This is a genomic window from Piscinibacter defluvii (genome assembly GCF_004011805.1).
GTDB classification, from domain to species: domain Bacteria; phylum Pseudomonadota; class Gammaproteobacteria; order Burkholderiales; family Burkholderiaceae_C; genus Piscinibacter; species Piscinibacter defluvii.
The window spans coordinates 259,500-277,019 of record NZ_RCHJ01000014.1 but is presented as its reverse complement, the minus strand read 5'-3'; the positions used below and the strand labels follow the sequence as shown (position 1 = coordinate 277,019).

At 73.8% G+C, this 17,520-nt stretch carries 15 protein-coding genes and 1 pseudogene; 7 read left to right on the top strand and 9 right to left on the bottom strand.

The window, feature by feature from the left end; genetic code table 11:
* Positions 1 to 481, top strand: a pseudogene (locus D9C15_RS34510) (hypothetical protein); the annotation flags it as partial.
* A 229-nt stretch (positions 482 to 710) separates the two neighbouring features.
* Positions 711 to 1,910, top strand: a complete 1,200-nt coding sequence (locus tag D9C15_RS22300; RefSeq protein WP_240668522.1) for a fumarylacetoacetate hydrolase family protein — start codon at positions 711 to 713, stop codon at positions 1,908 to 1,910.
* Here the strand turns inward: D9C15_RS22300 and D9C15_RS22295 are convergent, their stop codons facing one another.
* Positions 1,911 to 3,101, bottom strand: a complete 1,191-nt coding sequence (locus tag D9C15_RS22295; protein WP_128000663.1) for a vanadium-dependent haloperoxidase — start codon at positions 3,099 to 3,101, stop codon at positions 1,911 to 1,913. It abuts the gene before it with no gap.
* Positions 3,102 to 3,115: 14 nt separating this feature from the next.
* Positions 3,116 to 3,949 (bottom strand): class I SAM-dependent methyltransferase, encoded by an 834-nt coding sequence (locus D9C15_RS22290; protein ID WP_128000662.1) that lies wholly within the window; start codon positions 3,947 to 3,949, stop codon positions 3,116 to 3,118.
* Between the two features lie 81 nt (positions 3,950 to 4,030).
* Between D9C15_RS22290 and D9C15_RS22285 the strand changes: the two genes are divergently transcribed.
* Entirely contained in the window at positions 4,031 to 6,064 is a 2,034-nt protein-coding gene (locus D9C15_RS22285) for a transcriptional regulator (protein WP_240668521.1), read from the top strand.
* Positions 6,065 to 6,074: 10 nt separating this feature from the next.
* On the opposite strand, the gene D9C15_RS22280 is transcribed toward D9C15_RS22285, so the two are convergent.
* The 4 genes from D9C15_RS22280 to D9C15_RS22265 form a co-directional block, all read right to left on the bottom strand.
* Positions 6,075 to 6,524, bottom strand: a complete 450-nt coding sequence (locus tag D9C15_RS22280) for a hypothetical protein (RefSeq protein WP_128000661.1) — start codon at positions 6,522 to 6,524, stop codon at positions 6,075 to 6,077.
* The gene (locus tag D9C15_RS22275) at positions 6,508 to 7,269 is read right to left on the bottom strand and encodes a class I SAM-dependent methyltransferase (RefSeq protein ID WP_128000660.1); all 762 of its coding nucleotides are present in this window, start codon (positions 7,267 to 7,269) and stop codon (positions 6,508 to 6,510) included. The genes D9C15_RS22280 and D9C15_RS22275 overlap by 17 nt, the downstream gene beginning before the upstream one ends.
* A gap of 18 nt (positions 7,270 to 7,287) precedes the next feature.
* On the bottom strand, positions 7,288 to 8,628 hold the full coding sequence (locus D9C15_RS22270; protein WP_128000659.1) for a tetratricopeptide repeat protein: 1,341 nt from the start codon (positions 8,626 to 8,628) through the stop codon (positions 7,288 to 7,290).
* A gap of 145 nt (positions 8,629 to 8,773) precedes the next feature.
* Complete coding sequence (locus tag D9C15_RS22265; RefSeq protein ID WP_128000658.1) at positions 8,774 to 9,610, bottom strand: class I SAM-dependent methyltransferase; 837 nt, start codon at positions 9,608 to 9,610, stop codon at positions 8,774 to 8,776.
* 138 nt (positions 9,611 to 9,748) lie between these two features.
* On the opposite strand from D9C15_RS22265, the gene D9C15_RS22260 reads away from it, so the two are divergent.
* Complete coding sequence (locus D9C15_RS22260; RefSeq protein ID WP_128000657.1) at positions 9,749 to 10,849, top strand: AraC family transcriptional regulator; 1,101 nt, start codon at positions 9,749 to 9,751, stop codon at positions 10,847 to 10,849.
* Here D9C15_RS22260 and D9C15_RS22255 read toward each other — a convergent pair.
* Positions 10,776 to 11,711 (bottom strand): LysR family transcriptional regulator, encoded by a 936-nt coding sequence (locus D9C15_RS22255; RefSeq protein WP_128000656.1) that lies wholly within the window; start codon positions 11,709 to 11,711, stop codon positions 10,776 to 10,778. The two genes, D9C15_RS22260 and D9C15_RS22255, sit on opposite strands and share 74 nt — an antisense overlap.
* Before the next feature lie 58 nt (positions 11,712 to 11,769).
* Between D9C15_RS22255 and D9C15_RS22250 the strand changes: the two genes are divergently transcribed.
* A complete protein-coding gene (locus D9C15_RS22250; RefSeq protein WP_128000655.1) occupies positions 11,770 to 12,066 on the top strand; it encodes a hypothetical protein in 297 nt (98 codons plus the stop codon).
* Positions 12,067 to 12,104: 38 nt separating this feature from the next.
* Here the strand turns inward: D9C15_RS22250 and D9C15_RS22245 are convergent, their stop codons facing one another.
* Positions 12,105 to 13,019 carry a LysR family transcriptional regulator ArgP gene (locus tag D9C15_RS22245; RefSeq protein ID WP_128000654.1) on the bottom strand — a complete coding sequence of 305 codons (915 nt, stop codon included), beginning with the start codon at positions 13,017 to 13,019 and terminating at the stop codon, positions 12,105 to 12,107.
* A 68-nt stretch (positions 13,020 to 13,087) separates the two neighbouring features.
* On the opposite strand from D9C15_RS22245, the gene D9C15_RS22240 reads away from it, so the two are divergent.
* Positions 13,088 to 13,699 carry a LysE/ArgO family amino acid transporter gene (locus tag D9C15_RS22240; RefSeq protein WP_128000653.1) on the top strand — a complete coding sequence of 204 codons (612 nt, stop codon included), beginning with the start codon at positions 13,088 to 13,090 and terminating at the stop codon, positions 13,697 to 13,699.
* A 121-nt stretch (positions 13,700 to 13,820) separates the two neighbouring features.
* Positions 13,821 to 16,091: a hypothetical protein gene (locus D9C15_RS22235; RefSeq protein ID WP_128000652.1), complete on the top strand. Its 2,271-nt coding sequence runs from the start codon at positions 13,821 to 13,823 to the stop codon at positions 16,089 to 16,091.
* 19 nt (positions 16,092 to 16,110) lie between these two features.
* On the opposite strand, the gene D9C15_RS22230 is transcribed toward D9C15_RS22235, so the two are convergent.
* Positions 16,111 to 17,478 carry a hypothetical protein gene (locus D9C15_RS22230; RefSeq protein WP_128000651.1) on the bottom strand — a complete coding sequence of 456 codons (1,368 nt, stop codon included), beginning with the start codon at positions 17,476 to 17,478 and terminating at the stop codon, positions 16,111 to 16,113.
* Positions 17,479 to 17,520: the final 42 nt, after the last annotated feature.

Below are 17,520 nucleotides of genomic sequence, written 5' to 3'. Positions count from 1 at the left end.
GAGTGCCTCCAACGGCACCGGCAATGTGCTCGCGAACCTGATCACCGGCAACGACTCCGTGAACACGCTCGCCGGCGGCAGTGGCAACGACACACTCAACGGCGGCGCTGGCAGCGATACGCTGATTGGCGGCGCCGGAATGGACACTCTGGTCGGCGGCGCTGGATTGGACGTGTTCCGGTTCGCGTACACCCTCGGTGCCGCAAGCAACGTCGATCGCCTGAGTGACTTTGCCGCCGCCGACGACACCATCCAGCTGGAGAATGCCATCTTCACCGCAGTCGGCCCGACGGGAGAACTTGCCGGTGCGGCGTTTCGCTCCGGAACGAAAGCCGGCGACGCGAGTGACCGCATCATCTACGACCAAGTGTCCGGCCAGTTGTTCTACGACAGCGACGGCACAGGGGTCGGTGCACAGGTACTCTTCGCGACGCTCATCAGCGGGACTATTCTGAGTTCGGCTGACTTCGTCGTCACGTGAAAGCGCGCGGTGCGGCGATGCCGTGAGCCGATCGGACGTCGATCGACGACACACAACTGGGTATGAACTGCGGCTCCGGGTGGCGGACAACCATCAAGGGCCATGGATCGATCCGACGACTCGTTCCGGCGAGCCGAACAACACTGCGGCGACTTCCAGCGCGGCAGCACCTTGACGCAAGACCCGGGCTTGGGGTGTGATGCATTCCCTTGCCCTTCCAGCCCCACCCGTGACCACCACCCTGCCCCCGCTCGACACGCCGCTGCAACACCTGCTGCCCGCCGACGCCGAACAGGCCCTGCTGATCGGCCGCGCCTGGCTGCCCGAACAGGGCCCGAGCCCGGTGCTCGTGCGGCCGGACGCGGCCTGGGACCTGGCGCGCCTCGCCCCCACCGTCAGCGAGCTGCTCGAGCGCGACGGGCTCGTCGCCGAGCTGCGCGCCGCGCTGGCGGCCGGCACGCTGCCGAAGCTCGCCGACACGCCGGCACTGCTGGCCCACTCGCTGGCCGAGCCGCGCGACCGTAGCCGTGCCTGGCTGCTCGCGCCGTGCGACCTGCAGGCGGTCAAGGCTAGCGGCGTGACCTTCGTCGCCAGCCTGCTCGAGCGCGTGATCGAGGAGCAGGCGCGCGGCGATGCCGCCAGGGCGCAGTCGGTGCGCGCCGCGCTGCACGGCGTGCTGGGCGACAGCCTGGCCGACGTCGTGCCCGGGTCCGAGAAGGCCGCCAGGGTGAAGGAGGTGCTGCTCGCGCAAGGCGCCTGGTCGCAGTACCTCGAGGTCGGCATCGGGCCCGATGCGGAGATCTTCACCAAGGCGCAGCCGATGTCGGCCGTCGGCCTCGGTGCCGAGGTCGGGCTGCACCCGGGCTCGAGCTGGAACAACCCGGAGCCGGAGGTGGTGCTGGCGGTCACGAGCCGCGGCGAGACGGTCGGCGCGAGCCTGGGCAACGACGTCAACCTGCGCGATTTCGAAGGCCGCAGCGCGCTGCTGCTGGGCAAGGCCAAGGACAACAACGCGTCCTGTGCGATCGGCCCGTTCATCCGCCTGTTCGACGAGCGTTTCGGCATCGCCGACGTGCGACGCGCCGAGCTGGCGATGAGCGTGGACGGGCCCGAGGGCTTCCACCTCGACGGCCACAGCTCGCTGGCGAAGATCAGCCGCGACCCGCTTGCCATCGTCGCCCAGGCGATCGGGCCGAACCACCAGTACCCGGACGGGCTGATGCTGTTCCTCGGCACCATGTTCGCGCCGGTGCAGGACCGTTTCGGCCCCGGCCAGGGCTTCACCCACGCGCTCGGCGACGTGGTGCGGGTGGCCACGCCGCGGCTCGGCACGCTGGTCAACCGCGTGACGACCAGCGACCGTGCCGAGCCCTGGCGCTTCGGCACGGCCGCGCTGATGCGCAACCTGGCGCGGCGCGGCCTGCTCTGATCAGAGGCCCCCGGCCGCCTGGCGCTGCGCCGCCAGCGCACCGACCTGCTTGCCCATCGCCGTGCCAACCTCGGTCGAGAAGCGGTAGTGGATGCCGCCGTAGATGCGCGACACCGACACCTCGTTCACGAAGTCGTCCACGCTCGTCCAGCGGCGCGTGGCCCCCTGGGCGGTCGGGCTGCTGGTGGCGAGTTCCGGCAGCGCCGCGCTGCCCACCTCGGCCTGCAGGATGGTGCCCACCGTGCTGGCCAGGATGCTGTGCGCGCTCGGGTACTCGGGGTGCATCGGCGCGTCGATCAGCGACACCCAGCCCGCCTCGCCGGCATCGGCCGCGCCCTGGCGGATCGCCGTCACCGGGCGCCAGAAGCGGTAGTGGTACTTGGCCTCGAACACCGCGATCATCGCGTCGTCCATGGCCTGTGCCACCGTGGCGAACAGCCGCGCGTTGCGCGCCACGTCGCGCCCCGGCGCGAGTGCCACCGAGCGCACCACGCCGTGGTAGACCGGCGGCAGCGAGTAGTCCCAGAAGCGGCCGATCGCGGTCTGCTCGGGCGTGCGCGTCGTGCTGGCGCGCGCGCCCAGCGCCTTCACCTCGGCGAGGTCGCGCTGCCAGGTCGGGCTGGTCAGCGCCGGCGGCGCGGGCGGACGGAACTGCGCCGGGCTCTGCAGCAGCCAGGGCTTGCGCTGCGGCCAGGTGCTGGCGGCGGCAGCGGCCGTCGGCACCCAGTGGCCCGCGCTCGTCTGCGACGCGAAACGGTCCGGCGCGGCCGCGCCGTCGTCGGCCCGTGCGGCCAGCACGGCGGCGGCGGCCTGCTCGCCGGCCGCGATGCCCGCGGCCCGCGCCGGGGTGTCGGGCAGCGCGGCGAGCGCGGCCTGGTAGGCGGCCTGGATGCTGGCCTCCTGCGCCGGCATCAGCTTGAGCAGCGTGACGCGGTGCGCGGCGGCCACGGCGGCCTCCAGCGCGCCGCCGTTGCGCGCGAAGCCGGGGCGCCGACCGACCGCCTCCACCGCGTCGGCCGCGGCGGTCTGCACGATCGCCATCGCGCGCACCGCCGGCGGCGTGCCCATCTTCGATTCGGCCAGGATCGCCCCGGCCTTGATGTTCCAGTCGGTGATCACGTCGGCCCGGGCGGGCGGCAGCGCGGCGATCGCGGCGGCCAGCGCCAGGGCGGTGCGGGTGAGGTTCTTCATGTTCGTGCTCCTGTTCAGGCCTTGGTGACGATGATCTCGAGGTAGTCGCTCGGCACCACCAGCGTGCCGTCGCCGGCGCGGTTGAAGCGCGCCATCAGCTCGCCGAGGTCGTGCGCCAGCGCGGCCTGGCCGGCCGGCTCGAGCGCCGCGAAGGCCTTCAGCACCGGGCCGTAGAAGGTGCGGAAGATCTCCAGCCAGTGCTGCGGCGAGCGGTAGCGGAACGTGAACTGGCGCCGCTCGATCGTGATGTCGGCGGCCTGCGCGCCGAACAGCGCCTCGATGCGCTCGGGCGTGCCCCACAGTGCGGGCGACTCGACGCCGGCCGGCGGCGCCACGTGGCGACCGATGGTCTTGAACAGCTGGCCGATGAAGCCGTCGGGCGTCCAGTTGGCCAGGCCGATCTTGCCGCCGGCGCGGCACACGCGCAGCAGCTCGGCGCCGGCACGGCGCGGGTTGGGCGTGAACATCACGCCGAAGGTCGACAGCACGGCGTCGAAGGCGCCGTCGGCAAACGGCAGCTGCTCGGCATCGGCCTCGCGGAACTCGATGTCGAGCCGGTCGGCGGCGGCGCGCTCGCGCCCGCGCGCCAGCAGCGCACCGACGTAGTCGGTCGACACCACCTCGCACCAGCGGCGCGCGGCGGCCAGCGAGGCGTTGCCGTTGCCGGCCGCGACGTCGAGCACACGCTGGCCGGCGCGCAGGTCCATCGACTCGGCGAGGGTTTCGCCGACGATCTGCAGCGTGGTGCCGACCACGGCGTAGTCGCCCGAGGACCAGGCGGCTTGCTGGCGGGTCTTGATCGCGGCAAAGTCGGGGCCGGCCGCGGCGGTGGGGGTGGAAACGGTCATCGAGAGGCTCCAGGGGAAGGGTTGACGGCCCGCCCGGCGGCGGGATGTCCGGAACTCTCCGGCCCCTGCGTGGAACCCGGCATGGAAGCGCACGTGGAATCGACCGTGGAATCGTTCCCGGACCGGCCCGACCCGGCACCGCCCGGCGGCTCGCTGCGGCTGTGCCTGCTCGGGCCACTGACCGTCTGGCGCGGCCGGCAGGCGCTGGCGCTGCCGCCCTCGCGCAAGGTGCGCGCGCTGCTCGCCTACCTGGCGCTGGCGCCGCAGGGCGTGCCGCGCAGCCGGCTGGTCGAGCTGCTGTGGGACGGCCCGGACGACCCGCGCGGCGAGCTGCGCTGGTGCCTGAGCAAGCTGCGCGCGCTGCTGGACGCGCCGGGCCGCCCGGCCGTGCTCAGCGAGGGCGAGTCGGTGCGGCTGGCGCTGCCGGAGGCGGCCATCGATGCCCGGGCCCTGCTGAACGCCGCCGCCCCCGCCGATGCCGCCGGCTGGCGCCAGCGCGCCGCCGCGCTGGACGGCGAGTTCCTGCAGGACCTGGCCATCGAGCGCAGCGCGCCGTTCTCGGCCTGGCTGCTGGGCCAGCGGCGCCGCTTCCGCGAGCTGCACGCCGCGGCGCTGGAGGCGCTGGCGCGCGCGCTGCCCGAAGGCGACGACGAGGCCGTCGGTGCGCTCGAACGCTGGCTCGAGATCAACCCGTTCGAGCGGCGCGCGCACCTGGCGCTGTTCGGCGCGCTGGCCGCACGCGGCCGTCTGCGCGAGGGCGACGAGCACCTGGCCGCGGCCGCGCGCGCCTTCGAGGCCGAGTCGCAGGACTGGGCCCCGCTCGGGCGCGCCTGGGCCGAGGCCAAGGCGAGCCGCGGCCGGGCGCTGCCGTCGGCGCTGCCGGCCAGCGTGGCCGAGAGCCCGCTGGCGGCCACGCCGGCCGCGCTGCGGCGCGCCTCGATCGCGGTGATGCCGTTTGCCGACCCGGGCCGCCACGGCGACTCGCGCGGCGGCCTGGCCGACGGCCTGGTGCACGACATGATCACCCGGCTGGCCAAGCTGCGCAGCCTGTTCGTGATCGCGCAGGGCACGGTGTTCGCGCTCGACGAGCGCCGCATCGACGCCGACGAGGCCGGCCGCGCGCTGGACGTCGACTACCTCGCCAGCGGCACGCTGCACCGCGAGCCCGGGCGCATCGCAGTGGAGGTGCGCCTGGTCGAGGCGCGCAGCAGCCGCGTGCTGTGGGCCGACCGCTTCGCCAGCCCGCTGCAGGACACCTTCGCGCTGCTGGAGGAGATCGGCAACCGCATCGTCGCCTCGATCGCGCAGCAGATCGAGGTGGCCGAACGCAACCGCGCGGTGCTGCTGCCGCCCGGCTCGCTGGACGCCTGGGCGGCACACCACCGCGGCCTGTGGCACATGGTGCGCTTCAACCGCGCCGACAACGAGCAGGCGCACCACTTCTTCGCGCAGGCGGCCCGGCTGGACCCGACCTTCGCGCGGCCGCACGCCGGGCTCTCGTTCACGCATTTCCAGAACGCCTTCCTCGGCTGGGGCGATCGGGCGCAGGAGGTCGAGGCGGCCTACCGCTGCGCCGCGCAGGGCGTGCTGGCCGACGAGCGCGACCCGGCGGCGCACTGGGCGATGGGCCGCGCGCTGTGGTTGCGCGGCGCGCTCGACGCGGCACTCGGCGAGCTGGAGACCTCGGTCGAGCTGAGCCCGAACTTCGCGCTCGGCCACTACACGCTCGGCTTCGTGCGTGCGCAGTCGGGCGACCCGCGCGCCGCGATCCGCGCCTGCGACCAGTCGCGCGACCTGAGCCCGTTCGACCCGCTGCTGTTCGCGATGCTGGCCTCGCGCGCGCTGGCGCTGATGCGGCTGGGCCGCCACGACGAGGCAGCCGACTGGGCGGCCCGTGCGATCGCGCGGCCCAATGCGCATGTGCACGTGCAGTGCATCGGCGCGCACTGCCTGGCCTTGGCCGGCCGGCTCGACGAGGCGCGCCAGGTGGCGGCCTCGATCCGCGCCGCGCGGCCGGACTACCGGCTCGACGACTTCCTCGCCTCGTTCCGACTCGGCGAGGATGCGCTGGCGCTCACGCACCAGGCGGCGCAGCGCATCGGGCTGGATCTCTGAACGGGGCGTTCTACGCCTCGGCCAGCGATCTCAGGGTGGCCACCTGCCACGCGAACTCGGGCTCGAACGACGCCCGATCGGCGACCGCACCGTACCCTCCCATGGCATAGACGCTGGCGTAGGCAGCGTACTCGGCCGCCGCCAGCGCCTTGCCGGCCAGTGCGTTGGCCACCGCATAGGTGGCCGAGACTGCCGCATGGCCGCAGCCGTCGATGGAACGCGAGCCTTCGTGCCGATTGGCCAGGCGCGCCGCTTCCGCCGCTGCCTCCCGCAGGCGATCCGCCGACTCCGAGCCTTGCACCCGGCGGCCGAGCACCGCCAGGCACTCGAGGACGGCCGGCTCCTCCAGCAGGTGCCGGACGCGAATCACGCACGCGTATCCGAACTGCAGCCGCAGCGGGAGTTGGGCGGGGGCGTCGAGTCCGAGCTCCCGGGCCAGGCTTTCAAGGGGGTGGTTCATCGTGGCTCCCGAAGTGACCGGACGGCGCAACGGCTTCGCCCAGGACCTGGACCATGCCGCGCGGGCCCGGCTCGACGCGGCACCGCAGGCCCGCCGCCTCGGCCGTGCGCCGGACGCCGTCGGGTGAGAGCCGAAGCTTGGCATAGCTGCCGACCCTCATCGACCAGGTGGCGCCGGTCCGCTCATGCAGGATGTCGTGCACCAGCACCCGCGTGCGGCGCACCTCGAGGCCGCAGGTGAGGATCCGGTCCGCATCGCTGCGAACCGGGATGAAGCGCAGCTCACCCTGCGGCAGCTGCCGATAGTCCCTGAAGCTGGCCACGAACCGTCCGCCCGGGCGCAGCGACCGGGCCACGTCCTGCATCAGGCGCTCGACCTGCCGCAGGCTGCGCAGGTGCGGCAAGGTGTCGCCCATGCACAGGATGAGATCGGCCGGCCGGCGCAGGTGTGCGGTGAACCGCAGCAGGTCGGCTTCGACGGCCTCGGCCGGCCATCCCGCCACCTGCGCGCGCAGTTCGGCCAGCAGCTGCGCCGAGCGGTCCAGCGCCAGCACTTCGAAGCCGGCGAGCGCCAGCGCCATGCTGTGCATGCCGAACCCGGCACCGAGGTCCACCGCGTAGCCCGGCCGGGCGAGGAACGGCGCCATGTCCTGCGCCCCCAGCGCGAGTGCCTGCTCGATGCCGCCGACCATCCATGGGTAGATCGGTGCCAGGTGCCTGGCGTAGTGGTCGTGAACGGTGTTCATGGCGCGATGCACCGGTGGTCAGGTGGCAGGCCGCAGCGGCAGCGTCGCCCCCGCGCTGCGGGCAGCGTCGCGGCCAGCGGCCCGCGCGAACAGCGTGCCGGCCGTGCGGGCGATCGGCCGGCGCAAGCGCTCCACCGCCTGCAGCAGCGTGAGGTGCAGCACGTCGCGCTGGGCATGGCTGCCGCCGAGGCCGTGCGCCGTCGCCGTCAGGCCGGCCAGCAGGGTGATCGCCAGCGTGTGGTCGCCGCGGCCGAAGGCCGCCAGCGCCTGGCAGGCCGGCAGGCCCAGCTGCCGCGTGGTGCGGCCGTGGCGGGTGGGCCGTCCGGCCGCCGCCGCCAGGGCACGCAGCAGCCGGCGCGCCCGCCCCTCGTCGCGCGCCCCCACGAAGGCGAGCATCGCGTGTACGTCGCTGAAGCTGCAGTAGCCGTCGTCGATGTGCGCCGCCCAGGCCTGGGCCAGCGCCGGCCAGCGCGCGCCGACGTCGACGCCGCGCAGCGCCATGCGCCAGAGCAGGGCCGAGGCGTCGATCAGGTCCGCGAGCTCGCCGCTGCGCACCGCCGGGATCCCCTCGTCGTACAGGGCGAGGGCCTGCGCGGCCTCGCCCAACGCCAGGTGGAAGAGCGCCATGTGCCAGGTGCAGTGGGCGGCGACCACCGCGCTGGTGCGCCACACCGGGGCGTGCTCGGCCATCCAGCGCAGCCCGTCGGCGGCGCGGCCGGTGCCGTCGAACACGTGGGCCATCACGTGGTGGGCCCGGGCATCGGCCGGATGCAGTGCCAGGGCAGCGCGGGCCTCGCGTTCGGCGGCAGCGCAGTCGCCGCGCTCGACGAGGCCGAACGCATGCATGGCCCGCAGGGCATGCTGGCCGGGCCGCGTGCTGCCCGCCCAGGCCGGCAGCACCCGCGCCACTCGGTCGAGCAGCTGGTCCTGGTCGCCGCCGAGGTAGTCGAGGGAGTGCGCCACCTGCAGCGCCAGCAGGTCGTGCGGATCGTCGTGCAGCACCCGGTCGAGCAGGTCCTGCGCGCGCCGGTGGTCGTCGGCCAGCACGGCGCCGATCGCCTCGAGATGAAGCCGCTCGCGTCGCGAACCGGTGGGCAGCTGCATCGCCCGGGCGTAGGGCGCGGCGGCCCGGCGGACGCGCCGCGGGTCGCGGCTCAGCAGCAGCAGCCAGGCCTGCGTCGCGTGCGCCATCACGAACGCGGGGGCGGCGCGCACGGCGCGCGCCAGCAGCTCGTCGACCCCGCCGCGCCAGGCGCGGAAGGCGCAGAGCGCGCGCTCGTAGTGCAGCAGCGCCTCGGACGTGGCGCCGCTCGGCCACTGGCCCGGGGCCTGCCGGCTGTCGATGGCCAGGCTCACCATCGGATCGCCTCCGGCCCCCCGGCGCGCGCGGCGCACCGGGCCGCCGCGGCGGAGGGCGTGAAACCTGCCTGCATGTCGATCTCTCCTGTGCCGGGATGCGGACCCGTGCCGGGCCCGTTGCCGGCGCCGTTGGTGGCCGCGGCCGTCAGGCCACGGTGATGACGACCTCGGCGTACTCGCTGGGCACGACCAGGCCACGGCCGCCCCCGACGTCCAGTTCGTCCAGCAGCGCGCTGATGTCGCGTGCCAGCGCCTGCTGGCCGGCCGCGTCCAGCGCGCCGAAGGCCTTGTGGGTGGGGCCGTAGTACTCGCGGAAGACGGCCAGGAAATGCGCGGCCGACTGGTAGCGGAACGCGAAGTGCCTGCGTTCGATGCGCAGTTCACGCGCGCGCGGACCGAACAGCGCGGTCAGGTGCGACTCGCTGCCCCACAGCGCCGGCGAGCGCACGCCGGCCGGCGGCGCGACGTGGGCACCGATGATCTTGAACAGGCGGCCGATGAAACCTTCCGGGGTCCAGTTGGCCATGCCGATGCGGCCACCGGAACGTGTCACGCGCAGCATCTCGCGCGCGGCGGTGGCCTGGTCGGGCGCGAACATCACGCCGAAGGTCGACAGCACCACGTCGAAGCGGCCGGCCTCGTAGGGCAGCGCTTCGGCGTCGGCGACCTCGAAGCGCACGTTCGCCAGGCCTTCGGCCTCGGCCCGCCGCCGCCCCTTGTCGAGCAGGGCGGGCACGTAGTCGGTCGAGGTCACGTCGGCGAAGCGGCGTGCCGCGGCCAGCGTGGCATTGCCGTTGCCCGCGGCAATATCGAGCACCCGCTCGCCGGCGCGCAGGTCGGCGGCCTCGGCGAGGGTCTCGCCGACAATCTGCAGTGTCGTGCCGACGACGGCATAGTCGCCGCTGCCCCAGGTGGCCTGCTGGCGCTGCTTGATCGCGGCATAGTCCGGCGCGACGGCCGGGGCGGAGGAGGTGGGAGCCATGGTGGATTCCTTGCGGGTCGATGGGGACCGACGGGTCCGTCGGCGGTGTGGCCATGATTCCCGCGCGCGCCCGGCGGCGCTTCGCCCCGCGTCGCCCGACCTTGCTCGTGCGTCCGCCCACCCGCCGCAGGCGGCCCGATGAACGTGGCGGATCCGCTGTCCGACGTGCTGCGCAGCGTGCGGCTGCGCGGCTCGGTCTTCTTCCATGTCAGCTGCCGCGACGAGTGGGCGGCTCAGGCCCCGTCGTCGAAGGTGATGGGGCCGGCGGTGATGCCGGGCGCCGAGCACGTGATCGAGTACCACATGATCGTCAAGGGCGAAGGCTGGGTCGCCGTCGACGGCGAGCCGCCGCTGCGCCTGCGCGAGGGCGACATCGTCATGCTGCCGCACGGCGACGAGCACGTGGTCTCCAGCGCGCCCGGGGTGACGCCGGCCGATGAACGCGGCGACTGGCTCGTGCGCATGCGCGACGACCCCAAGCCCATTCCCGTCACCTACCGCGGCGGCATGTTCGAGGCCGGCCGGGGGCTCCCGCCCGACGAGGCGACGGCCGTCATCGTGTGCGGCTTCATCGCCGTGGACCTGAAGCCCTTCAACCCGCTGATCGAGGCGCTGCCGCGGCTGCTGCACCTGCCGGCCGAGGGCGTAGGGGCCTGGGTGGCGCCGATGCTGGAACACGCGGCTGCGGAAACCGGCGCCCGCCGCGCCGGCAGCGCCGCACTGCTGCAGCGGGTCAGCGAGATGGTGTTCGTCGACGGCGCGCGCCGCTACCTGGACTCGCTGCCCGCGCAGTCACGCGGCTGGCTGAGCGCGCTGCGCGACCGGCAGGTGGGGCGTGCGATCGCGCTGATGCACGGCGACCCGGCCGCGCCCTGGACGCTGGACGACCTGGGGCGCCGGGTCGGGCTGTCCCGCTCGGCGCTGCACGAGCGATTCGTCGCGCTGATCGGCATGCCGCCGATGCAGTACCTGACCAGCTGGCGCATGCAGTGCGGCGCGCGGCTGCTGCGCGAGAGCCATCTCAGCGTGGCAGCGGTGGCGCTGGAGATCGGCTACGACTCGGAGGCCGCGTTCTCGCGCGCGTTCAAGCGCGCCACCGGGCTGCCGCCGGCCACGTGGCGGCGCGGCCAGGCCGGCGCAGCCACACCGTCGGGCGCGGCCGGGCTCAGCGCGAGCGGCGCCGCGACGGAGCCGGATCGAAGCGGAACCGGGGCGAATCCTGCAGCCTCTGGACGATGAAGTCGATGAAGGTGCGCACGCGCCGCGGCAGGTTCCTGCGCTGCGCGAAGTAGAGGTGGAAGCCGACTTCCGGCCCCGGATGCGCCTCGAGCAGGGGCACGAGCCGGCCGGAGCGCACTTCGTCGGCGCCGGTCAGGCCGTCGATCAGACCGATGCCGACGCCGGCCAGCACGGCATCGAGTTCGACCTCCGAATCGTTCGCGCAGAACACCACCGGCAGGTCGATGCGCCGCATCTCGCCGTCGACGAGCAGCTGGCAAGGTGCGAGGCGCCCGGTCGTGGCGAGGCGAAAGCCGGTGCAGCGGTGCCGGGCCAGCGCGGCCACGTCGGCGGGCCGGCCGTGCCGCGACAGGTACGCCGGTGAGGCGCACAGGCGCTGCTCCACCGAGAACAGCCGGCGCGAGATGACCTGCCCGGTCGGGGCCGACCCGCCGCGGAAGCCGACGTCGATCTGTGCCGCGACGATGTCGGTGTAGTCGTCCTCGATGCGCAGGTCGAGCTGCACCTGCGGGTGCAGGGTCGAGAACTCGGCCAGCGGCGCCAGCAGGGCCTTGCGGGCGAAGCGCGGCGCGGTGATCCGCAGGGGCCCCTCGATCGCTTCGGTGCTGGCGCGCGCGCGGCCGACGGCCGCATCGATCGCGTCGAGCCCGGGCCGCACCGATTCGAGGAAGGCCAGGCCGTCGGTCGTCAGGCTGCTGCGCCGCGTGGTGCGATGGAACAGGCGCACGCCCAGGTGTTGCTCGAGTTGGCGGATCGCCTTGCTGACCGCCTGCGGCGTGATGGCCCGCGCGAGCGCCACGCGCTGGAAGCTGCCGGCCGCGGCGGCGTCGACGAAGAGCGTGATGGCGCGCAAGGTGTCCATGGCGGCAGGGTCGCATTCACAACCGTTGGTTGGTACTGAAACCGGATCGTAGGCCTACATGGATGTCAATCGCGGGCCTAGATTCACCGCGTGGGGACTGCTCGAGTCCTTCGTGGAGAACAACATGCACAGCTCGACGACGATCCATCCGACCGCAGCACGCCTGCCGTCGCGCCTGCGGTTCCCGGCACGCGAACCCATCACCTGGCTGACCGCTGCCTGGCAACGCTGGCAGACCCGTCGCGCCGCCGTCGCCCTGCGCCGCCGCGCGCTGGACCTCGTGGCCACGCACCCCAGCCTGGCAGCCGACCTGGCGGCCGCAGCCGGCTGCACGCTCGACGATCTCGCGAGCTGACGGACCGGGCCGGCGCGATGCCTGCGCGAGGGTGGAAGTCAGCGCACCAGCGCGGCCCGCGCCGCGGCCTCGACGGCCAGGTTCAGGGCGCGCAGCACCTCGGCCTCGAGGCGCCAGTGCTGCCAGTGCAGCGGCACGTCCAGCACCTGGCCGGGTGCCAGCTCGACCAGGTCGCCGCCGGCCAGCAGCGGCGCGACCAGCGCCTCCGGGTTCATGCCCCAGGCCAGGCCATGCAGTGCCGCGTGCACGAAGCCGTGCGTGCTCGGCACGCGGTGACGCGGCGGCACCGGCGGCTTGCGCAGCAGGCGGCGCAGGAAGCGCTCCTGCAGCCGGTCCTTCTCGTTGAACACCGCGCAGGGCGCGGCCGCCAGCGCGGACTCCTCCAGGCCACGCGGGAACCAGCGCGCCACGAAGGCCGGGCTGGCCACGGCGCGGTAGCGCATCGCACCGAGCCGGCGCACCGCGCAGCCCTGCACCGGCTGCGGCTCGGCCGTCACCGCGGCGATCACCCGGCCCTGGCGCAGCAGCTCGTGGGAATGGTCCTGGTCCTCCACCTGCAGCTCGAAGCCGACCGGGTGCACGCGCTGCACCTGCGCCAGCGCGGGCACGAACCAGGTCGCCAGCGAGTCGGCGTTGACGGCCAGCGCCAGCGGCAGCGCGGCCGCCGCGGCGCCGCGCGGGCGGCCCTCCGCTGCGGCCAGCCCGAACGGCGCCAGCGCCTGGGCCTCCAGCAGGGCGACCTGCTGCGCGTGGCGCTGCAGCGACTCGCCCGCCTCGGTGGCGACGCAGGGCGCACCACGCCGGATCAACACCCGGCCGAGGCGCTCCTCCAGCGCCTTGATGCGCTGGCTCACCGCCGAGGGCGTGACGTGCAGTGCACGCGCGGCGGCTTCGAAGCTGCCCTCGCGCAGCACGGCGGCGAAGGCGGCGAGCTGGCGGGAATCGAGCTGCATCAGTTCTGCTAATCCAGGATGAGAAAGTTTAGCTGGATCGATCCGGGGTACGGGCCGACACTGGCGTCATGTCCTTCGCCCTTCCCTTCGCCAGCGGCTTCGCCAGCTCGGCGGCGCTGATCGTGGCCATCGGCGCGCAGAACGCCTTCGTGCTGCGCCAGGGCCTGGCGCGTGCGCACGTGCTGCCGGTGGTGCTGCTGTGCGCCGCCTCCGATGCGCTGCTGATCACGCTCGGCCTGCTCGGCCTCGGCACGCTGGTGCAGGCGCACCCGTCCGCCCTGGAACTGGCGCGCTGGGGCGGCGCGGCCTTCCTGATCGCCTACGGCGCGGCGGCGGCCCGGCGGGCCGCATCGCCGCACACGCTGCAGGCGGGCGGCCGCGCCACCACCGACCTGCGCGCCGCCGTGGCCGCCTGCCTCGCCTTCACCTACCTGAACCCGCACTGCTGGCTCGACACGGTGGTGCTGCTCGGCGCCATCGGCGCACAGCAGCCTGCCGATGCTCGCGCCAGCTTCGGCTTCGGCGCGGTGCTGGCCAGCGCAGTCTGGTTCGCGGCGCTCGGCTACGGCGCCCGACTGCTGGCGCCGCTGTTCGCGCGCCCGCTGGCCTGGCGCCTGCTGGACGGCGCCATCGCGCTGGTGATGTGGGGCATCGCGGCGGCGCTGCTGGCCGGCGCCTGACCCCCCCGGGACGCGGGGCACGGCCCGTTGACTTCCGGTTTCGCGCGGCAGAGAGTGGTCTGCGCCGGCCGGTCTCGATCGGCCGGGCCGCATCTCACTGCGCCGTGCCGGGGAGGGAGCCATGGGTCGGATCCGCATGCTGCACCGCCTTGCCGCCCTGCTCGTCCTGGCCGCACTGGCGGCCTGCGGCGGGGGCCCGGCCGACGACGACGAGCAGGAAGCCGCGCCCGCGCCGGTCTCGGCCGACGGCCGCACCCCGCGCACGACGGTCGACGCGGCGATCGCCGCCGCCCGCGACGCCGGCGAGATCGACGCTCAGACCGCCCTCGCCTACCGCGTGTTCGCGCTGGCCGGCGACGCACGCCTGCCGGAGCGCTTCCGCCCCGCCGCCGACGCCGCGGGCGAGCCGATCGACGAGGTCGACGGCAACGCGGTGATCGCCGATCTGCGCCTGGCCTGGGAGGGGCTGTCGGCGTCCATGCGGCAGCAGCTCGCGCCTTTCACCTTGCGGCCGTCCGCCGCCACCGGCTGGGCGGGCGCCGACGCCGGGCGCGTGCAGGCGGCCGCCGTCGCGCGGCCGGCCTGCGCCGCCAACGCGACCTGGGCCAGCCTGCCCGGGGCGGTGGCACGCGTGCGGGTGTGGTACGACAAGTCGCGCACCGCTGACCTGACTCAGGCGCAGGCCATCGTCGCCGCGTTCGACGCCACCATCTGGCCGACGCTGGTCACGGGGCTGGGCTTCAAGGCGCCGCTGTCCGATCTCGCGCTGGCCTGCGACGGCGGCGACAACCGGCTCGACGTCTACATCGTCGCCGGCTTCGGCTCGCGCGGCGCGACCTATCCCGAATCGGCCTCGACGCGCCAGAGCAGCAGCTTCATCGTCGTGCGCAGCGGGCTGGCGGCCGGGGTGCTGCAGTACACCCTCGCGCACCAGTTCATGCACGCGGTGATGTGGTCCTACCTGATGGCGGCGGACCAGCTGAGCTACGGCTGGATGCGCAACGCGCTGGCGAACTGGGCCGTCGAGGCGAGCTACCCGGGCAACGCGACGCTGCTGGCCGACGCCAGCTGCCACATGAACTCGAACTTCCTGTCCATCACCAGCCGCGCCGCCGGGTCGTGCGCGGCGAGCACGACACGCACCCGCGACTACGGTGCCTACCTGCTCTACCAGTTCATCGGCCGCACCATGGGCAACACCACCGTGCGACAGCTGCTCGCCGCGACGACGACGCAGCTCAGCGCGCTCGCCGCGATCGAGGCCGTGCTGCCGGGCGGGCGGCGCGCGCTGTGGCCGAAGTACGCCAAGGCGCTGTGGAACCAGCCGCCGGTGACGAACGCCGGAAGGCCGGCGTTCCGCAACTGGGACGGGCTGACCACGGTTGCGGTGCTGGCGCCGGACCACCCGACGACGGTGAACGCGAACCTGGGCGGCGTCGCCGAGGCCTCGACCGCGCTCGCCAGCTCGGTGGCCAACGTGTCGACGCGCTACTACCGCTTCACCTTCAGCGACGTGGCGACCCGCTCGCTGATGGTCCGCAACACCTTCTACCCGCCCTACAAGGCCGGCAAGGCCGTCTCGGTGCAGGCACTGTGGCGCGCGGCCGGTGGCAGCTGGGTGGAGGAGGACTGGACCGCGAAGGAGTGGATCGGCTTCTGCCGCGACGCCAAGGCGCAGCGGCTGGCCGAGCTGGTGGTGATCGTGGCCAGCGCCGACATCGGCAGCACGACGCAGGTGGTCGCCGCGACCGCGCCGACGGTCAAGCGCAACAACATCGGCTGCTGGGGCTTCAGCGGCAGCGCCCGGCGTACCGACATCCTCGGCTCCTGGTCGTCCGGCACCATCACCGCCACCTCGACGCTGCTGTTCGACTACAAGCCCAACGGCCTGGCCTCGCTGCAGTACAACGACGCGGCCACCGGCCGGCTGCGCGTGCCGATCGCCGCGCCGCTGTTCCGCCGCGCGGCCTGGACGCTGAGCGAGGCCTACACGGAAAGCGGCTGCAGCTACCTGCTCAACGCCTCGGCCACCGACACCTCGATCGTGCTCGGCGGGCTGGCCTTCGGCAGCATCGTGATCAACAACTTCGCCGAGTCGCTGCCGGCCAGCCTGCGCGTGCAGCAGCAGGGCGTGGTCGGCAGCCGGCGCGGCGCCTACAGCATCGACGCCGGCTCGCAGCGGTTCGGCCTGCTCGGCAGCGTGAGCGGGCCGCAGCCCGATTGCGGCACGCAGTACGCCTCGGCGCCCGGCATGTTCGCGCTGACCCACACCGAGCCGGCGCTGGCTCCGGTGATCGGCCTCGACGGACGCCTGAAGGGCAGCTGGGCCGCCAGCTCGAGCCCCGATTCGGTCGTCTTCAGCTGGGACCTGGCGCCGCTGCGCGAACCCTGACAGGCGGCGGGCGCCGGCTTCAGCGCCCGGCCAGCGCGTCCTGCAGCAGTTCCTCGACCCGGTCGAAGTGCTCCATGAAGCTGCCCGGCCCGCGGGCGTCGAGCATGCCCAGCGCGGTGCGGCAGGAGTTCTCCTCGTGCTGGATCCACAGGCCCCAGACCGCCAGCGCCTCGCGGTTGCGCGCCACCGTGTCGACCAGCGACTTGGCGTAGGCCGGGTCGATGCCCGGGGTCTTGTTGACGAAGCCCGGGTAGCTGCTGGTCATCGAGTCGAGCTTGCGGATCAGGTCGGCGACGGCCGGAGATTCCGCCAGATAGGCCTGAATCGCCTCGCGCATCTGCGCCATGCGGTCGAGCATCTTGCCGCGCTGCTCGATCATGCGCGCCGCGCCGCGCGTGCGGCCCGACTCGCCGAGCGCCTCGACGGCGGTCTTGCGCGCCAGGCGCAGCTCGACCAGCGCGTCGCGGATGTCCTTGCCGGCATCGTCGAGGGCGCCGGCCGCTTCCTCCAGGCCGAGGCTGGCCGTCTCGATGGCCTGCAGCATCGCCAGGTCCTCGAGCGAGTGCAGCCGCGCCGTGGCCTGCTCGAGCTGGGCCTTCAGCTCGGCCAGGCGCGAGGTGGAGATCTCGTCGATCAGTTGCCCGCCGATGAACTTGGCGGCCTCTTCGGCCACCGCCTTCCAGTCCTGCTTGACCACCTTGATGGCGACGCCGAGCACGCCCTTCAGGCGGTTCTTCATCACCTCGATGCGCTTCTTCTCGGCCTCCACGTCGGCCTTGGCCTTCTCGACCACCCGGCCCTGCGCGGCCACCTGCTTGCGCAGCTCGGCCTCGTCGAGGGCCGAGACGGCCTTGCGCAGGGCCGCCTCGCGCACCCCGAACTCGCGCAGGGCGTTGCGCACCGCGGCCTCGGCCTTCACGTAGGCCTCGGACTTGTTGCGCACGTAGTCGCCCGGGCGGCCCGTGCTGCGCTGCCCGACGGCGCCGCCCTGCTGCTCCATCGTCTTGACGTCGACGGCGCTCTGGTCGGCCAGCTTCTGCACCGCGTCGAGGTGGCCGCGCCATTGGCGCTCGAGCCCGGAGAGCCCGGCGAAGCGCTGCTGCAGCGCGGCACCGTCGCGGTTCAGCTGGCCGCCGAGGGAGGAGTTCGAGCGGTTCAGCGGCCCGCTGCCGTCGGCGGCCATCAGCGCCATCAGCGTGTCGATGCGCGGGCCGGTCACCGGCGTGCCGAGCGTCTGCTCGACGATCTGTGCGCCGCCGAGCTCCAGCTGCGCCTGCGGCGCCTTGCGGCTTCCGGCGTCGGCGCCGGGCAGGGCTGCGGCGATCGCATCGGCCGCGCCGTTCATGCGCGCGGTCGGGCGCAGTCCGAGTTGGGCAATCAGGGACATGGACGTATCTCCTCTGGGGGTGCCACGCATTCCGGGCACCGG

Bases quoted from the DNA above. Each gene is read 5' to 3' on its own strand.
- D9C15_RS22285 (WP_240668521.1), top strand. From the start codon at position 4,031: ATGGAAGCGCACGTGGAATCGACCGTGGAATCGTTCCCGGACCGGCCC.
- D9C15_RS22260 (WP_128000657.1), top strand. From the start codon at position 9,749: ATGAACGTGGCGGATCCGCTGTCCGACGTGCTGCGCAGCGTGCGGCTG.
- D9C15_RS22280 (WP_128000661.1), bottom strand. From the start codon at position 6,524: ATGAACCACCCCCTTGAAAGCCTGGCCCGGGAGCTCGGACTCGACGCC.
- D9C15_RS22290 (WP_128000662.1), bottom strand. From the start codon at position 3,949: ATGACCGTTTCCACCCCCACCGCCGCGGCCGGCCCCGACTTTGCCGCG.
- D9C15_RS22245 (WP_128000654.1), bottom strand. From the start codon at position 13,019: ATGCAGCTCGATTCCCGCCAGCTCGCCGCCTTCGCCGCCGTGCTGCGC.
- D9C15_RS22230 (WP_128000651.1), bottom strand. From the start codon at position 17,478: ATGTCCCTGATTGCCCAACTCGGACTGCGCCCGACCGCGCGCATGAAC.
- D9C15_RS22295 (WP_128000663.1), bottom strand. From the start codon at position 3,101: ATGAAGAACCTCACCCGCACCGCCCTGGCGCTGGCCGCCGCGATCGCC.
- D9C15_RS22240 (WP_128000653.1), top strand. From the start codon at position 13,088: ATGTCCTTCGCCCTTCCCTTCGCCAGCGGCTTCGCCAGCTCGGCGGCG.
- D9C15_RS22270 (WP_128000659.1), bottom strand. From the start codon at position 8,628: ATGGTGAGCCTGGCCATCGACAGCCGGCAGGCCCCGGGCCAGTGGCCG.
- D9C15_RS22265 (WP_128000658.1), bottom strand. From the start codon at position 9,610: ATGGCTCCCACCTCCTCCGCCCCGGCCGTCGCGCCGGACTATGCCGCG.
- D9C15_RS22235 (WP_128000652.1), top strand. From the start codon at position 13,821: ATGGGTCGGATCCGCATGCTGCACCGCCTTGCCGCCCTGCTCGTCCTG.
- D9C15_RS22275 (WP_128000660.1), bottom strand. From the start codon at position 7,269: ATGAACACCGTTCACGACCACTACGCCAGGCACCTGGCACCGATCTAC.
- D9C15_RS22250 (WP_128000655.1), top strand. From the start codon at position 11,770: ATGGATGTCAATCGCGGGCCTAGATTCACCGCGTGGGGACTGCTCGAG.
- D9C15_RS22255 (WP_128000656.1), bottom strand. From the start codon at position 11,711: ATGGACACCTTGCGCGCCATCACGCTCTTCGTCGACGCCGCCGCGGCC.